21 protein-coding genes, 1 pseudogene and 1 riboswitch are annotated in these 21,643 nt (G+C 37.7%); of the genes and pseudogenes, 5 read left to right on the forward strand and 17 right to left on the reverse strand.

The features are described 5' to 3' along the window. Nucleotides 1–358: pseudogene (locus BN52_RS10460) on the forward strand (IS30 family transposase); the annotation flags it as partial. A gap of 214 nt (nt 359–572) precedes the next feature. Here the strand turns inward: BN52_RS10460 and BN52_RS09905 are convergent. The 3 genes from BN52_RS09905 to BN52_RS06860 form a co-directional block, all read right to left on the reverse strand. Next, nucleotides 573–719, reverse strand: coding sequence for a ComC/BlpC family leader-containing pheromone/bacteriocin (locus tag BN52_RS09905; protein WP_008473690.1), 147 nt, complete (start codon nt 717–719; stop codon nt 573–575). 177 nt (nt 720–896) lie between these two features. After that, on the reverse strand, nt 897–1,649 hold the full coding sequence (locus tag BN52_RS06855) for a DUF4097 family beta strand repeat-containing protein (RefSeq protein WP_008473691.1): 753 nt from the start codon (nt 1,647–1,649) through the stop codon (nt 897–899). A 23-nt stretch (nt 1,650–1,672) separates the two neighbouring features. Further along, nucleotides 1,673–2,755: a M42 family metallopeptidase gene (locus BN52_RS06860; protein WP_008473693.1), complete on the reverse strand. Its 1,083-nt coding sequence runs from the start codon at nt 2,753–2,755 to the stop codon at nt 1,673–1,675. Nucleotides 2,756–2,901: 146 nt separating this feature from the next. Between BN52_RS06860 and BN52_RS06865 the strand changes: the two genes are divergently transcribed. Both BN52_RS06865 and BN52_RS06870 read left to right on the forward strand, forming a co-directional pair. Then, nucleotides 2,902–4,104, forward strand: a complete 1,203-nt coding sequence (locus BN52_RS06865) for a multidrug efflux MFS transporter (RefSeq protein ID WP_008473694.1) — start codon at nt 2,902–2,904, stop codon at nt 4,102–4,104. A gap of 194 nt (nt 4,105–4,298) precedes the next feature. Continuing rightward, entirely contained in the window at nt 4,299–5,624 is a 1,326-nt protein-coding gene (locus BN52_RS06870; protein ID WP_008473695.1) for a solute carrier family 23 protein, read from the forward strand. 395 nt (nt 5,625–6,019) lie between these two features. Here the strand turns inward: BN52_RS06870 and BN52_RS06875 are convergent, their stop codons facing one another. The 3 genes from BN52_RS06875 to BN52_RS06885 all read right to left on the reverse strand — a co-directional run bounded on the left by BN52_RS06875 (nt 6,020) and on the right by BN52_RS06885 (nt 9,003). Further along, nucleotides 6,020–6,490, reverse strand: a complete 471-nt coding sequence (locus BN52_RS06875) for a GNAT family N-acetyltransferase (protein ID WP_008473696.1) — start codon at nt 6,488–6,490, stop codon at nt 6,020–6,022. A gap of 136 nt (nt 6,491–6,626) precedes the next feature. Beyond that, the gene (locus BN52_RS06880; RefSeq protein WP_008473698.1) at nt 6,627–8,084 is read right to left on the reverse strand and encodes an MFS transporter; all 1,458 of its coding nucleotides are present in this window, start codon (nt 8,082–8,084) and stop codon (nt 6,627–6,629) included. Nucleotides 8,085–8,199: 115 nt separating this feature from the next. Further along, nucleotides 8,200–9,003 carry a DUF4931 domain-containing protein gene (locus BN52_RS06885; RefSeq protein ID WP_008473700.1) on the reverse strand — a complete coding sequence of 268 codons (804 nt, stop codon included), beginning with the start codon at nt 9,001–9,003 and terminating at the stop codon, nt 8,200–8,202. Between the two features lie 160 nt (nt 9,004–9,163). Here BN52_RS06885 and BN52_RS06890 point away from each other — a divergent pair, with 160 nt between their 5' ends. After that, nucleotides 9,164–10,459 (forward strand): extracellular solute-binding protein, encoded by a 1,296-nt coding sequence (locus BN52_RS06890; protein WP_008473701.1) that lies wholly within the window; start codon nt 9,164–9,166, stop codon nt 10,457–10,459. A gap of 37 nt (nt 10,460–10,496) precedes the next feature. On the opposite strand, the gene BN52_RS06895 is transcribed toward BN52_RS06890, so the two are convergent. From BN52_RS06895 to BN52_RS06915, 5 genes are read right to left on the reverse strand one after another with little or no spacing between them, the layout of a single operon-like run. Next, complete coding sequence (locus BN52_RS06895) at nt 10,497–11,432, reverse strand: alpha/beta hydrolase family protein (RefSeq protein WP_008473702.1); 936 nt, start codon at nt 11,430–11,432, stop codon at nt 10,497–10,499. A 6-nt stretch (nt 11,433–11,438) separates the two neighbouring features. Then, on the reverse strand, nt 11,439–12,089 hold the full coding sequence (locus BN52_RS06900) for an amino acid ABC transporter permease (RefSeq protein WP_008473703.1): 651 nt from the start codon (nt 12,087–12,089) through the stop codon (nt 11,439–11,441). Nucleotides 12,090–12,098: 9 nt separating this feature from the next. Beyond that, nucleotides 12,099–12,731 (reverse strand): amino acid ABC transporter permease, encoded by a 633-nt coding sequence (locus BN52_RS06905; protein ID WP_008473705.1) that lies wholly within the window; start codon nt 12,729–12,731, stop codon nt 12,099–12,101. Further along, nucleotides 12,731–13,570 carry a transporter substrate-binding domain-containing protein gene (locus tag BN52_RS06910; protein ID WP_008473706.1) on the reverse strand — a complete coding sequence of 280 codons (840 nt, stop codon included), beginning with the start codon at nt 13,568–13,570 and terminating at the stop codon, nt 12,731–12,733. Before BN52_RS06910 ends, BN52_RS06905 begins: the two co-directional genes overlap by 1 nt. 12 nt (nt 13,571–13,582) lie before the next feature. Then, nucleotides 13,583–14,320 carry an amino acid ABC transporter ATP-binding protein gene (locus tag BN52_RS06915; protein WP_008473707.1) on the reverse strand — a complete coding sequence of 246 codons (738 nt, stop codon included), beginning with the start codon at nt 14,318–14,320 and terminating at the stop codon, nt 13,583–13,585. A gap of 178 nt (nt 14,321–14,498) precedes the next feature. Between BN52_RS06915 and udk the strand changes: the two genes are divergently transcribed. Then, entirely contained in the window at nt 14,499–15,143 is a 645-nt protein-coding gene (gene udk / locus BN52_RS06920; protein ID WP_008473708.1) for a uridine kinase, read from the forward strand. A 39-nt stretch (nt 15,144–15,182) separates the two neighbouring features. Here udk and BN52_RS06925 read toward each other — a convergent pair whose 3' ends face one another. The 6 genes from BN52_RS06925 to BN52_RS06950 form a co-directional block, all read right to left on the reverse strand. Next, complete coding sequence (locus BN52_RS06925; protein ID WP_008473709.1) at nt 15,183–15,761, reverse strand: ECF transporter S component; 579 nt, start codon at nt 15,759–15,761, stop codon at nt 15,183–15,185. Nucleotides 15,762–15,823: 62 nt separating this feature from the next. After that, nucleotides 15,824–15,912, reverse strand: a riboswitch (TPP riboswitch). Nucleotides 15,913–15,973: 61 nt separating this feature from the next. Further along, a complete protein-coding gene (gene hpt, locus BN52_RS06930) occupies nt 15,974–16,543 on the reverse strand; it encodes a hypoxanthine phosphoribosyltransferase (protein ID WP_008473710.1) in 570 nt (189 codons plus the stop codon). A gap of 103 nt (nt 16,544–16,646) precedes the next feature. Then, a complete protein-coding gene (locus tag BN52_RS06935; RefSeq protein ID WP_008473712.1) occupies nt 16,647–17,999 on the reverse strand; it encodes a hemolysin family protein in 1,353 nt (450 codons plus the stop codon). Nucleotides 18,000–18,062: 63 nt separating this feature from the next. Further along, nucleotides 18,063–18,719 carry a nitroreductase gene (locus tag BN52_RS06940; RefSeq protein WP_008473713.1) on the reverse strand — a complete coding sequence of 219 codons (657 nt, stop codon included), beginning with the start codon at nt 18,717–18,719 and terminating at the stop codon, nt 18,063–18,065. 101 nt (nt 18,720–18,820) lie between these two features. Continuing rightward, nucleotides 18,821–19,069 carry a hypothetical protein gene (locus BN52_RS06945; RefSeq protein ID WP_040473468.1) on the reverse strand — a complete coding sequence of 83 codons (249 nt, stop codon included), beginning with the start codon at nt 19,067–19,069 and terminating at the stop codon, nt 18,821–18,823. A 118-nt stretch (nt 19,070–19,187) separates the two neighbouring features. Further along, the gene (locus BN52_RS06950; protein WP_008473716.1) at nt 19,188–21,587 is read right to left on the reverse strand and encodes a phosphoketolase family protein; all 2,400 of its coding nucleotides are present in this window, start codon (nt 21,585–21,587) and stop codon (nt 19,188–19,190) included. Nucleotides 21,588–21,643: the final 56 nt, after the last annotated feature.

The following is a 21,643-nucleotide window of genomic DNA, read 5'->3' on the forward strand; positions in this document are numbered from 1 at the left end:
ACAAGAATCGGCGATTGGAGTTGCCGGTATTGTTGGAAAAGCCTGCTTGGTGACATTGGTAGATCGCAAGAGTAGATATTTGCTTGGAGGCAAGGAGTTTGCCAAGCATAAAGAAGTAACGCAAGAACTGAAGGTTTAATTTTACTTTCCTAAGCCACATCATCCATGGCAGAGAAGAAGCAATGAAAATACAAATGGATTGATAAGAGAATATCTTCCAAAGGGGCAAGATTTAAGCAAGTATAGCCAAGAAGAAGTCCAGGAGATATTCTCCAAGATAAATAAACGTCCAAGAAAATGTTTGGGATATCTAACGCCATATGAGGTATATAAATCTGAGTCGTTGCACTTAGTTTGACAATTCAAGCTTGTAGAAAAAACAGACGGTTATTATACCAACAAGAGTTACTGAGACACTCATACTAATCATATTAGCTTGACCAATATAATTACCCATCAAAAGTATAAAAATATACAACCAGTCTATTTTCCAATTAAACCGTAAGTCATTTAGCTCATATTCAGATAAAAAAGAGCAAAAATAAGTTCGACTTGAACTATATTTATAGTATCTAGCATTTCTTTGAGTTGAAATTACGGCATAGGGAATCCATTAATTTATGCCAAAAATCATTTTTAAATAAAATACCACTACCACCGACAACTGTTTCCAACTCTTTCTCACTTAATTCAACAAAGGTTTGTTCCTTCTTATCCATAATCTTTTCCTCCTAATAAACTCAACGCTCAACTTTTATCGGTAAAGTGCTTTTATAACTACACTTATATTATTACGCTTTTTTCCTTTTATAGCTAACATTTCTAAACTGGTATAAATTTGTACTTATTCAGTAAAAAAGACCTCTGCATTCACAGAAGTCTTCTCAAACTTATTCTTATTCTACAAAAATACTGCCATCCGCAGATCTAACATACAATACGGCATCTTCATTTGGCTTATTTATGTAAGTAAAACCTTCATCTCGCCCATTAACCACTACATCCCCATCATCGGTTTGTAAATGGTAGCCTGTAACCTTTGTTAATCTACTTAAAACATTGCCTTCAAGCGAGGTCACAAAAAACTTTCCTGTCAAACTACTATTAGCTAATTCAAAATCGCCATTAGTCATCTGACATTTGCTTTCACCCAAGCGACAGAGATCCAAATAAGCATCTCCATACGTCAGCATCAAACGAAAGCTTTCCGTTTGAATTTGTCTAGCTGATAAATAGCCATAGCGGCTATTCAAATTTAAAGTCATGAATTTATCACCAGCCAAAATCAAATTTCCATGATTGGTATCTAAGTTAACCTGTTCGATTTGCAAGCGATCTAACTCAATATCGCCTCTAAAAGTAAACGCATTTAATTGTTCTAAGCCTTTTGCTGGTAAAGATATATGCAAACGATAGCCCGGATTATTTTTATGTCGAATTCGCCGATTAAAAGTCTGACTTATTTTAACCGTATCCCCTGTAGCATTTACCTTAGGGATCTCATTCTCAGGCCCAACAAAGACGATTTCAAACCGATTGCCTCGTTCAACCTTTACATGACAATTAGCCAAGATCAAATTTAACTTACTAAAGGGTTCATCATAGAGGACCGTTTTGATTAATTTTCCTTTTGCTGTTAACAGTTTCATCTAAATCACCCTATTCTTTATCGTTAGAAGCGCTTGAAACTTTCTAACTTTTCCACTGTTAAATCACGAATAATTGCCGTTGCCAAATCAACTGAAGCCTTGAAGTCCTTATATGCGCTATAGCAATATGGTGAATGTTCATAACGAACTGGAATACCAATAACGATTGTTGGTGCCCCATTTTCGTAATAAATAGCTGCTCCATCTTGACCACCACCGGTTCTAACTGAACGAGTATAAGGAATGCCGTTCTTATCAGCTAAATCACAAGTATATTGTTGGAACTTAGGATTTGGTAAGAAAGTCGTATCCATATCACGAAGCATTGGTCCCCGCTTCAAACCAGTTTGCGAAAGCCAATCAGGAGTGAAGGTATCATCTGCTGGACAACTCTCTAAAACTAGACACACATCTGGCTTCACCTTGCGCGCAGTCACATAAGCACCGCGCAAGCCAACTTCTTCTTGAGCTGACAAGGCTGCAACAACATCAAAGTTAACTTCTTCGCCCTTCAAGTTATCTAGAACATCGACCATTGCTCCAGCACCAAAGCGATCGTCAAAGTCCTTACCAAAGAACAAGCCAGTGCGATCGTTATATTCACATTTAACGTCGACGAAGATTGGACAGCCAGTATCGATCTTAAAGTCTTTGATCGTTTCTTCACGGCTCAATGAACCAACATCAATCGACATGTCAGCAACATCTGGCACATTGTTACGTTCATCAGCAGTCATAAAGTGAGGTGGCTTGGTGGCCACAACTCCTGGGATATATTCGCCATCACGATTGCGAATTTTTACTCGCAACGCCGGAATATTGTATTTTACCCAACCACCGAGTGGTACAAATTTAATCATTCCGTTTGGACGAACAGCTTGAGTAATAAAACCAACAGCATCAGAGTGCGCATCTAATTGGATTACTGGACGATTGCCTTTATTTTCCTTTTTCGCAGCATAGACGTTGAGCATGCCATCAACTTCTACATCAGCAAGATCTTTTACATGTTCTGTAAACAACTTAACGAATTCTTCTTCAAATCCGGAAGTTGAGTTAGCGTCTGAAAACGCCTTAAGCATTTCAATTTCTTGTTCTTTTTTCATGAGCATCACCTTTTTTCAAAAACCTTTCTACCAATATTTTAGCCTATTTTATTGATCTTACCTACCTATGTAACCCAAAAAGAATTTTTTACTTACAATTTGATAGGCATATAATTATCATTATCCTATATTAGAAACGTGATTATTTGCAAACAACTAAACCTATTTGGAAACGTAATCTCTATGTACTCTCAATTGCTGTTTTCATTGCGGGAATTGCTTTTTCAGAGATCATGCCCTTTTTGCCGTTATACGTTGATACATTAGGTCACTTTACGCATCAGGAATTAAATTTCTGGTCAGGATTGATTTTTTCTAGCGTATTCGTTGTTTCGGCGATTGTCTCACCCTGGTGGGGCAAGTTGGCTGATAAAAAAGGCCGTAAACTAATGACCTTAAGAGCAGCCCTTGGGATGGCGATTGTTCTTGGATGCATGGGGCTAGTAACTAATGTCTGGCAACTGCTAGCACTTCGTTTTACACAAGGCTTTTTTGCTGGTTTTGTCTCTAATGCCAATGTACTAATTACCACCGAAACACCTAAAGAAAATTCTGGTCAAGCACTAGGGACTATGGCATCGGCATTTACTGCTGGAAACTTGCTTGGACCTTTTATCGGCGGTAGTTTAGTCTCTATTTTTTCTTATCGAGTAACTTTCTTCATTACTGGGTTATTACTATTCATTGCCTTCTTGCTATCACTGTTTTTTGTTCATGAGGAAGGCTTTAAACCGATCACAAGTAAAAAATTGGCTAATAGTAAAGGTGTGATCAATTCTTTGACAAGTCCGGCAATGATTTTTGGCTTGTTACTAACTACCTTGATCATTCAAGCAGCCAATAATTCGATCAATCCAATTGTATCTTTATACGTCCGTCAGTTAATGCATAATCAAGGCAATGTCGTCTTCACTTCCGGAGTTGTTGCTGCTTTGCCAGGGATTGCTACTTTTCTAGCTGCATCCCGTTTTGGTGCTCTCGGAGATCGGATTGGTACTCATAAAATTATTATCGGTGGCTTTATTGGTGCCTCAATCCTATTTTTCCTCACAGCTTTTGTCACTCAAGTTTGGCAACTGGGAATCCTGCGCTTTTTGATTGGTTTCACCGATGCTTGTCTGTTCCCACAAGTACAAACGATGTTGACTAAAAATACTCCAGTAGCTGTTACTGGCCGCATTTTTTCATGGAATCAATCAGCGATGTATCTTGGAAATATTGTTGGACCAATGCTGGGATCAACAATATCTGGACTATTTAATTACAATATGGTCTTCATCGTAACTTCTGGAATCGTACTATTCAATTTACTAATATTTAAACTAAACGTTTTGCGCAACTTACAGTAATTATATTGACATTAGCTACTAAAACGAGTTTAATATAAACAAATGTTAGTGATGACCTTTAAGTATTAGTCCCGTGAGGCTAAGAAGGAAATCTGCTTGTGTACGCTTTTAGCATACCTACAGAAAGACCATCTTGGACTCTGTGTCTAAGTGGTCTTTTTTCTTCGGTCATCATCTTGATTAAGAGGTGTATTATGACAGATAAAAGTTTTCGTAATCCAGATGCGGTGCTCGATGTCTATGAGCATCCACCAGTAGCTCAAGGAATTCTCTTGTCCCTGCAGCACATGTTTGCCATGTTCGGTTCAACGGTATTGGTTCCTATTTTAATTGGAATCAACCCAAGTATTGCCCTACTTGCATCAGGTGTTGGTACACTAGTTCACATGCTGTGTACTAAGTTTGAAATTCCAGCCTATCTCGGTTCAAGTTTTGCCTTCGTAGCTACGATGCAAGCCCTAATGAAAACCGATGGCTATCCTGCGGTAGCTCAAGGGGCAATCGCATCAGGTATTGTCTACCTAATTGTCTCCTTTGTGATTGGAAGAATTGGTTCAAAATGGGTAAATAAGGTCTTGCCCCCAATTGTTGTAGGACCAATTATCATCGTAATTGGACTTTCATTAGCTACTACTGCTGCTAACGATGCCATGCTCAAAAATCAAAAATATGATTTAACTTACTTTGGCGTTGCTATTTTTACATTAGTTATGACCTTGATTTTCCAAATGTGCTTCAAGGGATTCACTAGTTTAATTTCAATTATGCTAGGGATTATATGTGGCTACGTATTGTCATGCTTCCTAGGTATTGTTGATTTCTCTGGTGTTGCTAAGGCTGCTTGGTTATCGCTACCAGCTTTAGATGTACCTTTTGTAAGCTACCACTTTAAATGGTATCCAGCAGCTATTTTAACTATGGCACCAATTGCTTTTGTTACTATGACTGAACATATGGGCCACATCATGGTACTGAATTCTTTGACTAAACGTAACTTCTTGAAGAAACCTGGTCTTCATCGAACCATGATGGGTGACGGTCTTTCAACTATTATCGCTGGCTTCATCGGTGGTCCCCCAACTACTTCATATGGTGAAAACATCGGCGTGTTAGCAATGACTAAAGTTCACTCTGTTTCGGTTCTTGCTGGAGCTGCTGGCTTTGCAATCTTGTTCTCCTTTGTTGGCAAAGTTGCAGCCCTAATCGAATCAATCCCAATGCCAGTTATTGGTGGTATCTCCTTCTTATTATTCGGAACTATTGCTTCAAACGGTTTAAAGATTTTGGTTGACAACAAGATTGACTTTGGTGAAAAGCGCAATATGTTAATTGCCTCAGTTATCTTGGTAATCGGAATTGGTGGTGCCTACTTACAATTAGGTAATTTCCAATTAACTTCTGTGGCGCTATGTACCATTATCGGCATGATCTTAAACTGGGTATTGCCAAAAGAAGCTGCTAGTGAAAAAGCATTTAATGAAGAAAAGGCTAATAAGCAAGACGGCAAGATTTATCAATAGCTTTGTATAAAAATGATCTGGGAATAACCAGCTTTTGGTCTAGAATTAAGAAATTATCAATAAAGAAAGTGCTAGAAATCAGCGTTTTTTAGTAACGTGGTTTCTAGCACTTTTAAGTTTATAGACTTTTTCAGACTCTAGTTTTAGTGTTTCACCCTTCTTTATTGCTTCATTTTACAAGTTAACCTTATTATCATGCTAAATCGTTTATTCAATTAGTTTTTTCGTAACTGGTAGATTTTTATTCTTTTTTGGTTATTAGATAATTAATGTTCTCATCTAATCATGTAAAAATGTTTGGAAAATAATATTTGGTATAGAAAAAAGACATTGAGCATAAAAACTCAACGTCCTTTTTAGGTGTTCTAGAAGTTATTTTCCTAGACACTTTCATTTTACTTTTCAACTTTAAATTGGTAAAAACCAAAACTCATCTTCTTTAAATCACGAATAAATCCTAATTTATTGAATTTCTTACCAGTCGTCAAAGCTTCAAATTCACCATCGCTATCTTTCAACATTTGATTGGTACGATGGAAGCCATTACGCTCATAAAAACGCAAACGACTTACGCGTTGCTCATAATTCTTAGCAGATTTTACCACTGGTTCAATATCAATAATGATTTGTTTGTCAGGAAAACGATTCTCCAATAAGGTTAAAATCTTACTGCCGTATCCTTGACCACGCAACTGCTTATTAACAGCTAAATAGGTCAAATACACGGTATCTTTTCCTTCAACATAATATGTTAAACCACAAAAAACGTCATTGTCATAGATGGCATGAAACTTCACGCTTCTTCGTAAAGCCATCGTCAATAAGGATGGCATTGAAAAACGTTCTGAGGCAGGAAATGCACTCATATATAGTTTCTTGGCATCACGGTATGCTTTTGAGCCCCATCGGGCGGGTTTAGATTCTAAAATAATATCCTTCTTTTCTATTTTAAATTTATAAGAATATTATATGACAAAATCTATCCGTGTAAACCTAGAAAACCTATTCAGAAAGCGTTTTTCTATTAAACTTAAAGTTTAACAAGAGCGTAACTAGCAACATAATGCTGGCACAAATCATGATTTCTCTTAATCCACCGTGAAAAATCTGACGCATAGTTGGCAATAGCTTGGTCGGCAAGCTCTTAGCTGCCGTAGCATCACTAAGTTTATTTAGCATCCCCATCGTAATCTCAGGATGTTGCGCTACTCCTCTTACCAAGGCTAAGTTCATGATTACCCCATAAACAGCTGCCATCACCGTTTGAGCCAAAATTCGTATCAAGTAGGATAGAGAAGTTGCTGGAGCCATGTCCTCAGTGCCAGCATCGACTTGCACTTTTATTTGCAAAATCACAAACACAAAGCCAACGCCGAAGCCAGAAAAGGAAGTTAAGAAAGCAAGCAGCCAGATGCTGGTGTCGCTTGGTAAAAAGACCAGACTTAAACTAGATATCAACATGCAACCAATTGCCGCCGCAATTAAGTAGTACTCTTTAAATCTTGCCTTCATTGGATTAACTACTTGCGTACCAACCGTATCTAGCAAAGAATTAGGAATCAAAGTCATTCCCCCAACTAAAGCCGTTGTACCTAACAATCCCTGCGCCCACATTGGCAAATAGGTGTTCACTGCTAAAAATGCGCCCCAAGAAAAGACAAATAACAACAAGTCCCCAACTAGAGCTTTATTTTTAAACATGGCAATCGGAACGATCGGACTTGAAGCCGTTTTTTCATATTTGACAAAAGCAGCTAATAAAATAAGACCCATAATTGATAAAGTTACCACGAGCCCAGTTGGCACCATGCCAATTAATTGAATTCCTAGTAACAAACTAATTAAGCCAGTTACAACTAAAATAGCCCCGATCGCATCAAATCCATTGCTAGCTTGGGCTAATTTTTCTTGATAAAAAATTGCAACAAGAATAATTGCCATCAAACCAATTGGAATATTGACAAAGAACACCCAGTGCCAAGAAAAAGTATCTACTAAATAGCCCCCAACTAGTGGACCCAAGATCGCGGCTAAACTAAAGCTTCCTCCCAGGTAGCCTAAGATTTGGGTTCGTTTCCGGATATTCGGAAAAATATAGCCCGCCATGACATATGGAATTGAGCCCATGCCTCCTGCTCCTATTCCCATAACTGTCCGGGCAAGCAGGAAGAAATACATATCCTTAGCTAAGCCTTGAAAAAGCGAGCCTAAGACAAATAACAAAATCGCCAATTCAAAGGTTATCTTATTGCCAAAACGTTCCCCTAATTTACTCCAAATCGGGATTGAAACTGACATCCCTAATAAAAGCAGGGCCACAATCCAACCCATAAACTGAATTCCATGCAGATCCGCTACAATTGCAGGCAGGGCGGTATTGCTAATCGTACTATCTAGACCAGCCATTACGTTTCCTAGAATCATCGCAATTGTAACCATTGAAACTTGTTTTTCGGTCATCCTACTTTCCTACCTCTTCTATTTCATAAACTAGCTAACATTATCCTACTTATAGCTAAAACAAACAATGTATATTTTTTCAAAAAGAAAAAGGCCATCTTCATGACCTTAATGCTTAAAGACTGATGCCTCCGGTAACAAAGCCCTTTAATCTTTGGGCTTCCCAGCGCAATGTATCGGAATCGTCAACTTGCGAAATCTTATAACCGACAAAGTATGGTGACGCATAAAACCGCGGAACAATCTTGCAACATGTTCCTTCACCATTGTTTAGCGGATAGAAAAATAAGTTATACGAGTCAACCCCATGTGACAGGACTGAACGAACATACTGGGTTCCTTTTTGAATTAGATCAGCCCAAGTATCCAAATCTTGATTATGCATCGTCAAAATGTTGACTTCTTGATAACCTTGTACGGGGTAAGCGGAAAGATTCATTTCTACATCCCCAGACTTACCAACTTCAAAGCCTACAAAATTATCTTCACCTACATCTTGATAGCCGTCTTTATGATTTAACCCAACAATCTGCATATGCGGGTGAGTCAATGAGCCATCAGATTTAGGACCAAAATTTTTGTACCACAAAACACTTTTATATTTATGGGAGTGATACATTTCATGGAAACATTCTAAAGCGAACTTCATCAACTCTTGATTTTCTTCCCTCGTATAAGTTGAAATATCGCCTTGATGGTCACTTGATTCAATTAAAATTGTTTGCTCTGTATCCTGCAAAGTTGGATACTTATTTTTCAGCCAAATCTTGTCGCCATCCCTACGAAAAATATTTTCAAGATGAGCTACATCACAGAACGGACAACTAGTATTTTGATTACTTTGACGATTGCCATAATCGTAATCATACGGCTTACGTTTTCCAATTTCATATGTATAAACTAAAGGGTCTTTATCCATAATTACCACGCTCTTTTAAATCATTCTACTATTTTTTATCATAAGTTGAAATTGCCTCGCTGTCAATCAAGAACAATTATTTCTATATTTTTAAATAAAGTACGCTTTTTTGTGATAAAATATACTTGGAATAAGTTTTTATATGGAAAAGAGTAAGAATATGAAATTTAAAAGTAAAATAGCTACCATTGGTTCTGTGGCTCTTGCCTTGTTAGGTTTAAGCGCTTGTTCTAACAAGCAACAACAATCATCATCCACCAAGATCCCTACCAAGATTACTAAAAAGACGACGGTAACTTTCTGGTATTCTTTAACTGGAACTTCCAAGAGTGCCTTGGAAAAGTTAACAGCTGATTTTGAAAAGAAGAATCCTAATATCGATATTAAGTTGCAAAGTCAAGGTGGTAACTATTCTGACTTACAAGCTAAGTTAACCTCTAGTTTCCAATCACCAAAGAACTTGCCGACTATTACTCAAGCATATCCAGGTTGGCTCTACAATGCTGCTAAGAACAAGCTCTTAGTTAATTTGAAACCATATATTACTAATCAAGAAATTGGTTGGGGCTCATTTGCTAAAACTGGGATTCAATCTGGTTTATGGGATGGAGCCAAAATTAACGGAGTTCAATATGGTGTGCCTTTTAACAAATCAGTTGAAGTCTTATTCTACAACAAGACAATGTTCACCAAGTACCATGTCAAAGTACCAACCAACATGGAAGAACTAAAGACGGCTTCACAAACAATCTACGAAAAGAGCAAGCATAAAGTTAGCGGTATGGGCTTTGATGCGCTGAACAACTACTACATGCTCTCAATGAAAGAAAAGGGCTACGAATTTGATAACAAACTAGATTTTGCTAGCGCTCCATCTAAAGCCGTTATCAACTACTATGCTGACGGTGTTAAAGCTGGTTACTTCATGCAAGCTGGTACGCAAAAATACATGTCAACGCCTTTCGATAATGGTCAGGTAGCAATGTTCATCGGCTCCACTGCTAACGAAGCTTATATCAAGCAAGGCTTAAACAAGAAATATGAATATGGCGTAGCTGCTCGTCCAAGCAAGATGAATGTTCAACAAGGTACTGATATTTACATGTTTAACAAGGCAACTGCTAGCCAAAAGTCAGCTGCTTTCATGTATCTAAAATTCCTTGCTTCAAAGTCATCACAATTATACTGGGCTCAACAAACTGGTTACATGCCAGCTAATACTTCAGTTTTAAACTCTGATGTCTACAAAGCAAATAAGGATAGTAAGATTCCAGCAATCTTAGGACAAACTGCAAAGAATCTTTACTTCTTGCCAGTTACTAAAAATGCCACAAGCGCCTACGATCAAGTTAATGCCAATATGCAAACTATCTTGGCTCAAGCTGGTAAAAAAGCTTCTTGGAGCAATGCAATTACCACTGGTAAAGCTAAGTTAGATGCTTCTTGGAAGCAATAAACATCGTCAATAATCAAAAAAGTAATCTCTACACTTTTTAGTGTTCGAGATTACTTTTTATTTTGTCCTTAATTAGAAAACTGTCCTTAGGTAAAGCATTCAACAATTCTGCCCAACTACTGTTTTTATTTGTACTGGTAAATCTAGCAAGACTAGTGCTCAAAAAAGTTTTCCATTCGGTATTAGGCGTGCGCTTTTCGAATAATTTTAGCCATGAATTAGCTTGTTCAACTAAATTACGTTCTTCCTTGCTAACTCGTAAAAATTGTTCATCAACGGCCTTTAATTTTACTTGCCCTTGTTCATCAAATTGGTAGCCACCCCAAAGGTGCTGCTTAATTGGAGTCAACTGTGGGCTGTCGATATAACACAGCTTTCCCACCATCTGATGAGTAGCGGTTATACCTAAAGTTACCGGATCATAGATATCAACGTAGTTAAAAATTCGTTGACGAATTCTGCCTACTCGGTGTCGCTCTTGCTTATTTAATAAAGACCAAATATTTGTTCCTTCATATAAATAAGCTGCTCCTAATTGTCGAGTAAAATGACAATTAGCAAGGGCATATTGCAAATTGATTGCTCCTAGAGAATGCCCATACAGGAAAAATTGCTGATCTGGATATTCCTTCATCGTCTGATTTAACACCTGCGCAGCAGATTTCAGTTGACTTGGAATTTGTGGTTTTTTACTAACGAGCGCCAATAAAACCGGCAAATTAGTATTCAACCATTCATCACGCCAAGTAGTCGGCGTCCCTTTAATAATTCCATATGAGCCTTTGAAGAGCATCATCACTTCAGAATCATTAAGAATAATAAAAGCCCTCAACCCATCTTTTTGATAAATTTTTTTAACACATTTACCTAAATACTTCTCACCAATTACAATCTCTTGTCCCACCGATAATTCCTCATAAGACAATTTGGTTAATTTTATTCGTTCAAGATCAGTTAAATATTCATTTATCATTGTGTTTTATCCAAATTTCTTCTGTAGGTATGATGCTACAAGTGACAAACAAAAACAAACGATAAAGTACATTAAGGCAATGATTAAGTACATTGGAATCATGTAGTTAGTATTCTGACTGTAAACAATCTGAGCATGGTATAACAGGTCAGGTAAAATGATGATCGTTGCCAGTGAGGTATCCTTAACCAGTGATACGAATTGCGAAAGCAGTGCTGGGATCATTTTTAACAGTGCCTGAGGCATAATCACATAGAACATCGCCTGCATGAAATTCATCCCATTGCTTCGAGCTCCTTCCATCTGCCCTTCTGGTACGGCGTTGATTCCGGAACGAACGATCTCAGCAATCATTGCTGATTCAAAGACAACTAAGGCAACGATTGAAGCAACTACAGAATTTACCCTGATCCCTAAACCCGGTAAACCAAAGTAGGTAAAGAAGATAATCAGTAGCAAAGGTAGGTTTCTAATGATATCAATTATAAAGCCTGTTATTGCCGATAAATATGGAATCTTGCTATAACGAACCGTTCCTAAAACTAGTCCAATTATAAAACTCAAAGCAATTGAAATTAAAGAAACGTAGATTGTTACCCACAATCCTTGTAAAAGGAAATGGACATTTTCCCATGATAGTGCATTTACAAAATCCATATTTCCCTCCTATTTCTGTTCCAATGACTGCATGTAATATGACAACGGCAAAGTAAGGATCAAGTAAAAAATTCCGACGATGATATAAGTTGGGATTGTTTGAAATGTACTCGAAGCAATAACATCCCCTTGATACATCAAGTCAAAACCTGCCACAAAAGCAAGAACCGAGGAATTCTTAATCAAGTTGACGAACTGATTTCCTAATGGTGGAATTACGATTCTAAAAGCTTGAGGCAAAATTACGTAACGCATTGCTTGCCAATAAGTTATCCCGTTACTACGGGCACCTTCCATTTGACCATCACCAACAGCACCGATTCCTGAACGAATTGTTTCAGCGATAAAAGCTGATGTATACAGGGTCAAGCCAATTGTTCCAGCAGTAAAGCCATTTACTTTAAACAAGAATTGGGGAATAACCAAGTAAAAGATCATGGCAATAACTAGTAAGGGAATATTACGGAAAAGTTCAATATAAATTCGCGCAACCGTACGCCACAATTTACTTGGAACTGTTTCCAAAATTGCAAAACCGGAACCAATGATCAAACTAAAAATCAAGGCAATAACGCTACATAAAACTGTATTGCCGAAGCCAATTAGAAAAGTATCCCAGTTGTCGATAAATAAATTCCACATTAGCGCGCCGCCTCCTTAATATCAAAACCTGGAATGCCCGCAAACCACTTATTAAGTAGACGTTGGTAGGTGCCGTTTTTCTTTAATTCTGATAAAGCTCGGTTCATCGCATGAGCAAATTCAGTTTGACCTTTATCAACAGCAATACCATAAGGTTCATTGGTAAAAGTACCACCGACTACATTATAGCCCTTATTTTCGGCTGCAATTCCGGCCAAAATACCATTATCCGTACTCATTGCTTGCCCTTGACCAGCCTTTAGCGCAGTAAAGCATTGACCATAGTCGTCAAATTCAAGTACTCTCGCCTTAGGGGCAAATTTGCGAATGTTGGCAACCGCAGTCGTTCCCTTTACTGCTAAAACCGTAATGCCAGTCTTGTTTAAGTCTTTAATACTTTTAATTTTACTGGTGCTTTTTACTAATAACGACTGACCAGCGTTAAAGTAAGGCTTTGAGAAAGTAACTTGTTTTTCACGTTCCGGCGTAATCGTCACCGTAGCCATTAAGGCATCAACATTGCCATTTTTCAAAACCGGAATCTTGGTCTTAGAAGTTGTTTGAAACAATACTGCCTTGCCATCTTTTCCCAACATCTGTTTGGTAATTGCCTTGGCCAAATCAATATCAAACCCAACTAATTTATTTTGCTTAATGCTCATTAATCCAAATAAACGAGTATCATTACGGACTCCCCAAATGATAGTCCTAGACTTCTTCACTTGTTGGTATACATTTGGCTTAGCCTCTTCGGCATCGCCATAGCTTTCGCAAGCAGCCAAACTGATACTTCCTAGGAGCACCATTGCCACTCCTAAAATCTTTGCTAGTCTCTTCATAGGCCACCATCCTTAATGAGTTATAATCTTACTCAAAAATTCGCGGGCACGGTCAGTTTCTGGATTGGCAAAAAATTCATCTGGCTTTCTGTCCTCAAGCACTCTTCCTTGCTCAAAGAAAATCAAGCGATTACCTACTTCTTGAGCAAAGCCCATTTCGTGGGTCACAACCACCATCGTGATCCCTTGTTCGGCAACCAATTTCATAACGTCTAGCACGTCTTGGATCATCTCTGGGTCTAGCGCAGAAGTTGGTTCGTCAAATAAAATTACTTTAGGCTGCATGGCTAACGAACGAGCGATAGCTACTCTCTGTTGCTGTCCACCGGAAAGATTGCGTGGATACATATGAGCCTTATTTTCTAGGCCAACTTTCTTTAGAAGATCCATAGCAATTGCTTCATTTTCTTCTTCAGAACGATGGAGCACAATTCTAGGAGCTAATTTAATATTTCCCAACACCGTATAATTTTCATACAAATTGAAATGTTGAAAAACCATTCCTACATTTTTACGAATTTTGTTGATGTTTGTTTTTTTATCAGCCAAATCATAGCCAGTTACGATCAGCTTTCCATTATTGATATCTTCTAATCCATTCATCGTTCTAATTAAAGTACTTTTTCCCGAACCTGATGGTCCAATGATGGAAACGACTTCACCTTCATTGATTGTGAGGTTGATATCTTTTAATGCATGGAACTTTCCATAGTACTTATCAACATGTTGAAATTCAATAATCGGCGTCATGTTCATTGCCCCTTTCAAAATATATTAGTATTATTTTACTAGCTTTTATGTTTCTTTTAAAGCAAAATCCATTATTGGTTATTTTACAATTCAGTTTTTAGCAAAAAAACCGGTTTATCTATTGTAATCTCAACCTTTTATAGTAATATGTTTAATGATGAAATAAAGGAGATTTAAAATGAGTGCACTCGATAAACCTGTAATTATTGGTATTGCCGGTGGTTCCGGTAGTGGTAAAACGACAATTGCTCATGAAGTAGCAAATCAAATCAATGACAATGATCGGATTATGATTATTACACAAGACTCTTACTACAAAGACAACACTGGTTTGCCTATGGAAGAGCGAATGAAGATCAATTACGATCATCCAGATGCTTTTGATATGCCATTGCTTGAAGCCCAAATCAACCAACTATTACACAAAAAGCCAATTGAAATGCCAACTTATGATTTCACTGCTCATACTCGTAGTGATGCAACTATTCATGTGGAACCGGCTGATATCATCATCTTGGAAGGTATCTTAGTACTTTTCAACGAAGAAATCCGTAATTTAATGGATATTAAGGTTTACGTTGACACAGATGACGACATCCGTTTTATTCGTCGTTTACAAAGAGATATGAAGGAACGTGGTCGTTCGCTTGATTCCGTGATTTCACAATATTTGGCAACAGTTAAGCCAATGTATCACCAATTTATCGAACCTACCAAGCGCTATGCCGACATCATCGTACCAGAAGGTGGCGCCAACAACGTAGCAATCGATATGTTAACTACAAAGATTCGTTCCGTTCTTGCTAACAAACTTGAGAAATAACAAAAGCCCTCTTTTGAGGGCTTTTTACTTTATCATCAGTTAAGCAACTACAGGCTTTAATGCCTTATCAAATAAATTAGTAATTAATTTTACTAAGACACCATCAAATAACAAAGCAGAAGCTAATCCCATGATAAACATTGCAATTTGTACGTTCACTGCGTAGTGGTTCCAACCAAATAAGAAATATGAAGGAATAAAGCCACCTAGGTTGGCAAAGAATGCTCCAGTTAAGACTGAAGACCAAGAGAACCGCTCATATCTTTCTTTCTTAGGGAAAAAGCCAATTTCATTCGTAACGCCTTGGATTAACCCTTCTAATATTGTCAAAGCACCCCATTGCCCACCGATAGCCATTTCGACAACGGCAGCTAATAATTCGCCTAATGCACCTGAACCAACAGTTGGAACAAAGTACATTGCAAGTGGTGCAGCCATATACCATAATCCAGACAACGCCATATCCATTACTGGTGCATATCCTGTAGGAAGCAATACCAACTTGGTTAAATTGTATAAGTTGTTAAAACCGTAGGTATAAATGACACCCATGATTATTCCGATTAATGCAACTAAAATAATGGCTTTAACATCCCACTTTGATGATCTCTTAAACATAAAAACACTCCTTACTAATCTCATCAGTTTCGACAAGTCAGTAGGAGTGGTTCAACTTCAGTGTAAAATGTTCTGCACTTTCCTTACGCAAGCATTATCTTGTTCAGGTTCAGAGGGTATTTCTCAGCTTTTAGCACCCCTAGTGACTTATTAAATTGATAACGTCTTCATTATATCATAAGCGAGTAAAAATAAAATTATTTTGCTTATGACTATTTTTCACTCAATGAAGCAATAATTTCTGGTTTCAAGACTCCGATATAAGGCAAGTTACGGTACATGTTCATAAAGTCCATACCATAACCAACTACAAATTCATTGCCGACCTTTGAACCATAGTATTCGATCTCAACATCAGTAGTACGACGCTCTTCTTTGTTCAAAAGGACGCAGCATTTAACGCTCTTGGCACCACGCTTAGCTAAAAGATCCTTCATGAACTTCAAAGTTAAACCAGTATCAACGATATCTTCAACAATCAAAACGTCGCGTCCTGTAACATCGGCTGCCAAGTCAGTAATAATCTTTACTTCACCTGTTGATTCAAAACCATCACCATAACTTGAAACATCCATAAAGTCCAATTCTTCTTGTAAGTCCATTTGTCGAGTCAAGTCAGTCAAGAAATAGACTGCACCTTTAAGCGCACCAACAACTAATGGCTTTTTGCCAGCATAGTCCTCAGTCAATTGTTGTCCTAAGCGTGCGCACATTTCATGAATATCTGCTTCTGTGAATAACTTGTGATCAATGATTTGATCAATTTTATCGCCGTTTACCATAAAACCCCTTCATCTATACATACTTTATTACTTTGATAATTGTGATTATAACATTTTTTAACCAAAAAAGCGCTAGTTTTCCAGCGCTTTTTCTGAATAATTATCATTCATCTTCATCTAATTGATCGGTTTTATTTATTTCTGTAGGTTTAACAATAAACCATCTCATAAAACCTTGCTCAATGCTATCAAGCTTAAATTCAAAGCCTTCAAGTTGAATAGACTCATCCTTCTTCAAATCCGGATAGTGTTCCATCATATAACCACCAATCGTGATGATATCGCTATCTTGAAAGCTCTTTAAATCAGAGTGGAAATACCGTTCAAAGTCATATAAGGTAGTTTTACCTGAAACATGAACATTGCCACTTTCGTCTTTAATTATATAGTCATCAGAGACATCATCAATTTCATCTTTAACGGTTCCAAATAATTCTTCGTAAATATCTTTATCCGTTACAATACCACTGGTTCCACCATATTCATCCACAATTAAGACAATTGGCGTATGTTTCTGAATCATTAAATGTAAGATCTCTTGAATCCGCATCGATTCAGGGACAGTAATGATTGTACGGATGATTCTAGTTACAGGAACCGTATCATCATTTTCGCTTTGCTGGATAATATCGTAAGAATAAACATAACCTACTACATCATCTTTATCATTGTCACGAACTACAGGAAGTCGACTGTACCCTTCTTCTAGATATTCATGTAAAGCTTCCTTAATGGTATCCGTCGAGTTTAAAACATTTAACCGCGTACGGTCGGTCATGATGTCCTTGGCTACCTTATCATTAAGTTCAAACGCACGTTCCATGTAGGTTAAATCATATTTATCAAGCGATCCGCCATGGACTGCATTTTGCGACAGACGAATAATTTCTGATTGCGAATAAATTTCGTTTTCTTCATCTGCTGGTTCAAATCCAAGTAGCTTCAATAATCCATTAGAACTGGCATTCAACAGCCAGACAAAAGGATATACCAACGTATGAAATAGTTGCAAAGGATAAACAATTAACATCAATACTTTAACTGACATATCAATTGCAATATTTTTAGGCACGATTTCAGTTACTACAACTTCTAAGTACGTCAAAAAGACCACACCAATAATTGCACTAACCGATTTGACTAGTGAATGATTCATTGATGTTAAATTGAATAACCGTGCAAAAATTTCAGCAAAGGTATCAGCCGAAAACCAACCTAAGACAACCCCTACCAACGTAGTACCTACTTGCGTTGTCGAAAGGTACTCATTTAAGTTATGCACCATGTGCAAAGCACGTTTAAGTTTTTTGGGATTACCTTGTTGATTGGCAAGCATATCCTCTAATTGACTGCTTCTCGTTTGTACCAACGCAAATTCAGCAGCCACAAAGAAAGAAGCAAAAACGAAAATCACTAAAGTAGCGATTAAATTTGCTATTATCTGACCATCACTCAAAGTTGTTATCACCTTTTTTAAATCTAAAATATAATCTTACTAAGTATTCTATCATTAAGTGATTTATTTAGACAATTTGTAAATTCCATCGAGTGGCAATCTATCAGGGAAATATTTTGGATCATTAACTTCAGCTGTTTTATCTGGGTAACCCAGACCAATAGCCATCCCTACCATTTCATCTTCCGGAATACTGGCATATTTGCGAACTAAATCTGGATATGAAACCAAAGAGTGTGCCGGCATAGTTGCAATTCCACGATTGAGCGCAATCAACATCAAGCTCTGAGCAAAAATTCCCAGATCAAAAACCGACCATGCAGGTGATTGCATAGGAATCGTCAAATAAACAACTACAGGCGCATTGAACATAGAGTTGTTGGCTTCATTGAACAAGTCTAATTTTTTGTTGAAGAAATAGCTTTGTGAAGCACCCATTGTTGCCATGTTTTGGCTTGGAAAAATATCCCACTCCAATGATAACATGGTAGCAAAATCTTCATTGGGTTCTGCCCCTTCTTCAACTTTAGCACGATATTCTTTGCGCAGTTTATCAAGCTGGTCACCCATTACCGCATAAACTTTCCATGGTTGTGAGTTGAGTAGAGAGGGAAAATGCTGAGCTTCTTTAATTATTTGTCTAAGAACATTTTCATTGACTTTTCGATTGGTAAATTTACGCGTTGCACGTTCTTTTTGGTACACTTCATTAAAATCCATAATTTTTCCCTTTCCTCACTCATGTACATTTCTTCACTAATCGTCAAATTAATCATACCACTATATGAAAAACATAGTAACGCTATTTTACGTTAAAATCGCTATTTTTGCTTATTAGAAGCACTACTTTTATCCATTAATTTAATTTGCTCATTCTTATGCATTGTGATAAACGCTACAATAGTCAATTCTAATCCACCAAGGCAAAGCAATAATAATCCTAATGGGGCTAAAAAGACCAATTTAACATTGGTATAGATCAATGACATCACGATCCAGCACAGTAACCCTGCGACCATTAAGCTAATTCCAATCGTAATTGCTCGATTGCTTGGACGAAATTTTTTCATCAAATCACTCTTATTCATTTTTTCATTACTACATACTATCAGTAATACCTATATTATAACGAAGAATAAAAGAAAAAAGAAGTCGGAAAATTCCGACTTCTCAAACTTATTAGCGATTTTACTTGAGACCTTCCCATTTCCATTCGGTTACTTCAGGGATGTCTTTACCGTTGTCACGGATATATTGATGGTGCTTAGCAAGTAATTGATCCATTTCATCAATAACTGCAGCACTCTTTTCTCTTAAAGCAGGAATACTTGAAACTGCATCCTTCACCAAATCGAAACGATCCAAATGGTTCAAGACACGCATGTCAAATGGAGTAGTAATGTCACCATTTTCTTCGTAACTATGGATTGAAACATTGTAGCGTTGGCGACCAAACCAAATTGATTGCATCATGCTCTTGTAACCGTGCCATGCAAAAATTACTGGTACATCGGTTGGGAATAAGCGATCAAACTCTGCTTGAGAAATTGCATCAGGATTGTCTGTAGGATTCATCAACTTCATAATGTCAACTACATTAATGTAACGAATCTTCAATTCTGGGAACTTCTTGTGCAAGATATCAATTGCTGCCAATGTTTCAAGCGTTGGTTCAGTTTCAGTTGAAGCAAAGACTACATCAGGTTTAGCATCTTGGTCAGTTGAAGCCCAGTCAACATAGCCTAAACCATTATTAACCAACTTAGTAGCTTCTTCAATTGAGAACCATTGTGGACGTTCTTGTTTGGAAGTTACCAAGACGTTAATTCCTTCTCTACTTTGGAAGACCTTTTCTGACAAAGCTAACAAAGTGTTGGTGTCTGATGGCAAGTATTCATGAATCATGTCTGGACGATTCTTTTCGTACAAGTGAGTCAAAATACCTGGATCTTGGTGAGTGTAGCCATTGTGGTCTTGTTGGAATACTGTTGAAGTAGCAACGAAGTTCAATGATGGGTAATCATGACGCCAATATTGTTCCTTAGCTTTACGTAACCACTTCATGTGCTGGGTTAACATTGAATCAACCACACGACCAAAGGCTTCATAAGTGGCAAAGAAACCGTGACGACCAGTCAAAACATATCCTTCCAAGAAACCTTCATCTTGGTGTTCTGACAATTGAGAATCAATCAAACGACCACCTTGTGCCAAGTTTTCGTCATTTGGCTCATGAATATCGCCTTCCCATTGACGCTTTTGATCGTCAAGCAATTGGAATAAGCGGTTAGATTTAGATTCATCAGGGCCAAAACCTCTGAAAGTATCAGGATTTAATTCTGCTACTTTATTCAAGTACTTAGCCCATTCAACCATATCTTGAGCTTCAACTGAACCAGGCTTATCAAATTTCAAAGCAAATTCACGATAATCTGGTAAGTTCAAGCGCTTAGGATTTTTACCACCGTTAGTAATTGGGTTCATTGCCATCCGCTTATCGCCACTAGCAGTATTGGCTGTTACGATTTCCTTTGGAGAACCATCTTCATTAAAGAGTTCTTCAGGTTTGTAACTCTTCAACCAATCAACCAACATTTCTTTGTGTTCCATTGCATCTTGAGCAACTGGAATTGGAATTTGGTGGGCTCTGAAGGAATTTTCGATTGGATTTCCATCCAAGTCTTGCTTAGGACCAGTCCAGCCCTTAGGAACTTGGAAGATAATCATTGGCCAGTGTGGCATCGTCTCGTCATTATTTTCACGAGCATGCTTTTGAATGGCCTTAATTTCTTCAATTACTTCATCCATGGTCTTAGCCATCTCTTCATGGACTTCCATTGGATCCTTGTAGCCATCATAGCGACCGCCTTTAAATACTGAAACAAAGTGAGGATCCCAACCCATACCATGGAAGTATTCAGTTAATTCTTCGTCGCTCATCTTAGCAACGATAGTTGGGTTAGAAATTTTGAACCCATTAATTTGAAGGATTGGTAAAACCGCACCATCCTTAACTGGATTGATGAAACGGTTGCTAAACCAGCTAGCTGCTAAAGGACCAGTTTCAGCTTCACCATCACCAATTTCTACGGCAGCAATGACATCTGGATTATCCAAAATTGCACCAGTTGCATGTGACAATGAATAACCTAATTCTCCACCTTCATGGATTGAACCTGGGGTTTCAGGTGCAGCATGAGAAGCAACTCCGCCTGGGAAACTGAAACGCTTAAACAATTTGGTCATTCCAGCTTCGTCCTGGGTGATTTCTGGATAGCGTTCAGTGTAAGAACCATCAAGATATGAGTTAGAAACCATAACTTGACCACCGTGACCTGAACCCTCGATATAGAACATATCTAGGTCATATTTCTTAAGTACACGGTTCAAATGTGCGTAAATAAAGTTTTGTGGCACAATCGTTCCCCAGTGACCAATTGGTTTGGGCTTGACGTCTTCTGCTACCAATGGCGTCTTAAGCAACGGATTCTTCATTAAGAAAAGTTGACCAACTGAAAGATAGTTAGCTGCCCGCCAATAAGCATCAACGCTTTTTAAATAATCTTTTGAATCGTAATCTACTGACATGATTCATTCTCCTTTGGGTTAATTAAGTTTCATTCTTGTGTTTTGATTTCTTGTTA

It is taken from the genome of Lactobacillus gigeriorum DSM 23908 = CRBIP 24.85, assembly GCF_000296855.1.
Lineage (GTDB): Bacteria > Bacillota > Bacilli > Lactobacillales > Lactobacillaceae > Lactobacillus > Lactobacillus gigeriorum.

Bases quoted from the DNA above. Each gene is read 5' to 3' on its own strand.
- BN52_RS06915 (WP_008473707.1), bottom strand. From the start codon at position 14,320: ATGACGCCGATTATTGAATTTCAACATGTTGATAAGTACTATGGAAAG.
- BN52_RS06885 (WP_008473700.1), bottom strand. From the start codon at position 9,003: ATGGATAAAGACCCTTTAGTTTATACATATGAAATTGGAAAACGTAAG.
- BN52_RS06870 (WP_008473695.1), top strand. From the start codon at position 4,299: ATGACAGATAAAAGTTTTCGTAATCCAGATGCGGTGCTCGATGTCTAT.
- BN52_RS06945 (WP_040473468.1), bottom strand. From the start codon at position 19,069: ATGAAAAAATTTCGTCCAAGCAATCGAGCAATTACGATTGGAATTAGC.
- BN52_RS06875 (WP_008473696.1), bottom strand. From the start codon at position 6,490: ATGAGTGCATTTCCTGCCTCAGAACGTTTTTCAATGCCATCCTTATTG.
- BN52_RS06895 (WP_008473702.1), bottom strand. From the start codon at position 11,432: ATGATAAATGAATATTTAACTGATCTTGAACGAATAAAATTAACCAAA.
- BN52_RS06950 (WP_008473716.1), bottom strand. From the start codon at position 21,587: ATGTCAGTAGATTACGATTCAAAAGATTATTTAAAAAGCGTTGATGCT.
- hpt (WP_008473710.1), bottom strand. From the start codon at position 16,543: ATGGTAAACGGCGATAAAATTGATCAAATCATTGATCACAAGTTATTC.
- BN52_RS06910 (WP_008473706.1), bottom strand. From the start codon at position 13,570: ATGAAGAGACTAGCAAAGATTTTAGGAGTGGCAATGGTGCTCCTAGGA.
- BN52_RS06860 (WP_008473693.1), bottom strand. From the start codon at position 2,755: ATGAAAAAAGAACAAGAAATTGAAATGCTTAAGGCGTTTTCAGACGCT.
- BN52_RS06890 (WP_008473701.1), top strand. From the start codon at position 9,164: ATGAAATTTAAAAGTAAAATAGCTACCATTGGTTCTGTGGCTCTTGCC.
- BN52_RS06880 (WP_008473698.1), bottom strand. From the start codon at position 8,084: ATGACCGAAAAACAAGTTTCAATGGTTACAATTGCGATGATTCTAGGA.
- BN52_RS06905 (WP_008473705.1), bottom strand. From the start codon at position 12,731: ATGTGGAATTTATTTATCGACAACTGGGATACTTTTCTAATTGGCTTC.
- BN52_RS09905 (WP_008473690.1), bottom strand. From the start codon at position 719: ATGGATAAGAAGGAACAAACCTTTGTTGAATTAAGTGAGAAAGAGTTG.
- BN52_RS06855 (WP_008473691.1), bottom strand. From the start codon at position 1,649: ATGAAACTGTTAACAGCAAAAGGAAAATTAATCAAAACGGTCCTCTAT.
- BN52_RS06925 (WP_008473709.1), bottom strand. From the start codon at position 15,761: ATGTTTAAGAGATCATCAAAGTGGGATGTTAAAGCCATTATTTTAGTT.
- udk (WP_008473708.1), top strand. From the start codon at position 14,499: ATGAGTGCACTCGATAAACCTGTAATTATTGGTATTGCCGGTGGTTCC.
- BN52_RS06940 (WP_008473713.1), bottom strand. From the start codon at position 18,719: ATGGATTTTAATGAAGTGTACCAAAAAGAACGTGCAACGCGTAAATTT.
- BN52_RS06900 (WP_008473703.1), bottom strand. From the start codon at position 12,089: ATGGATTTTGTAAATGCACTATCATGGGAAAATGTCCATTTCCTTTTA.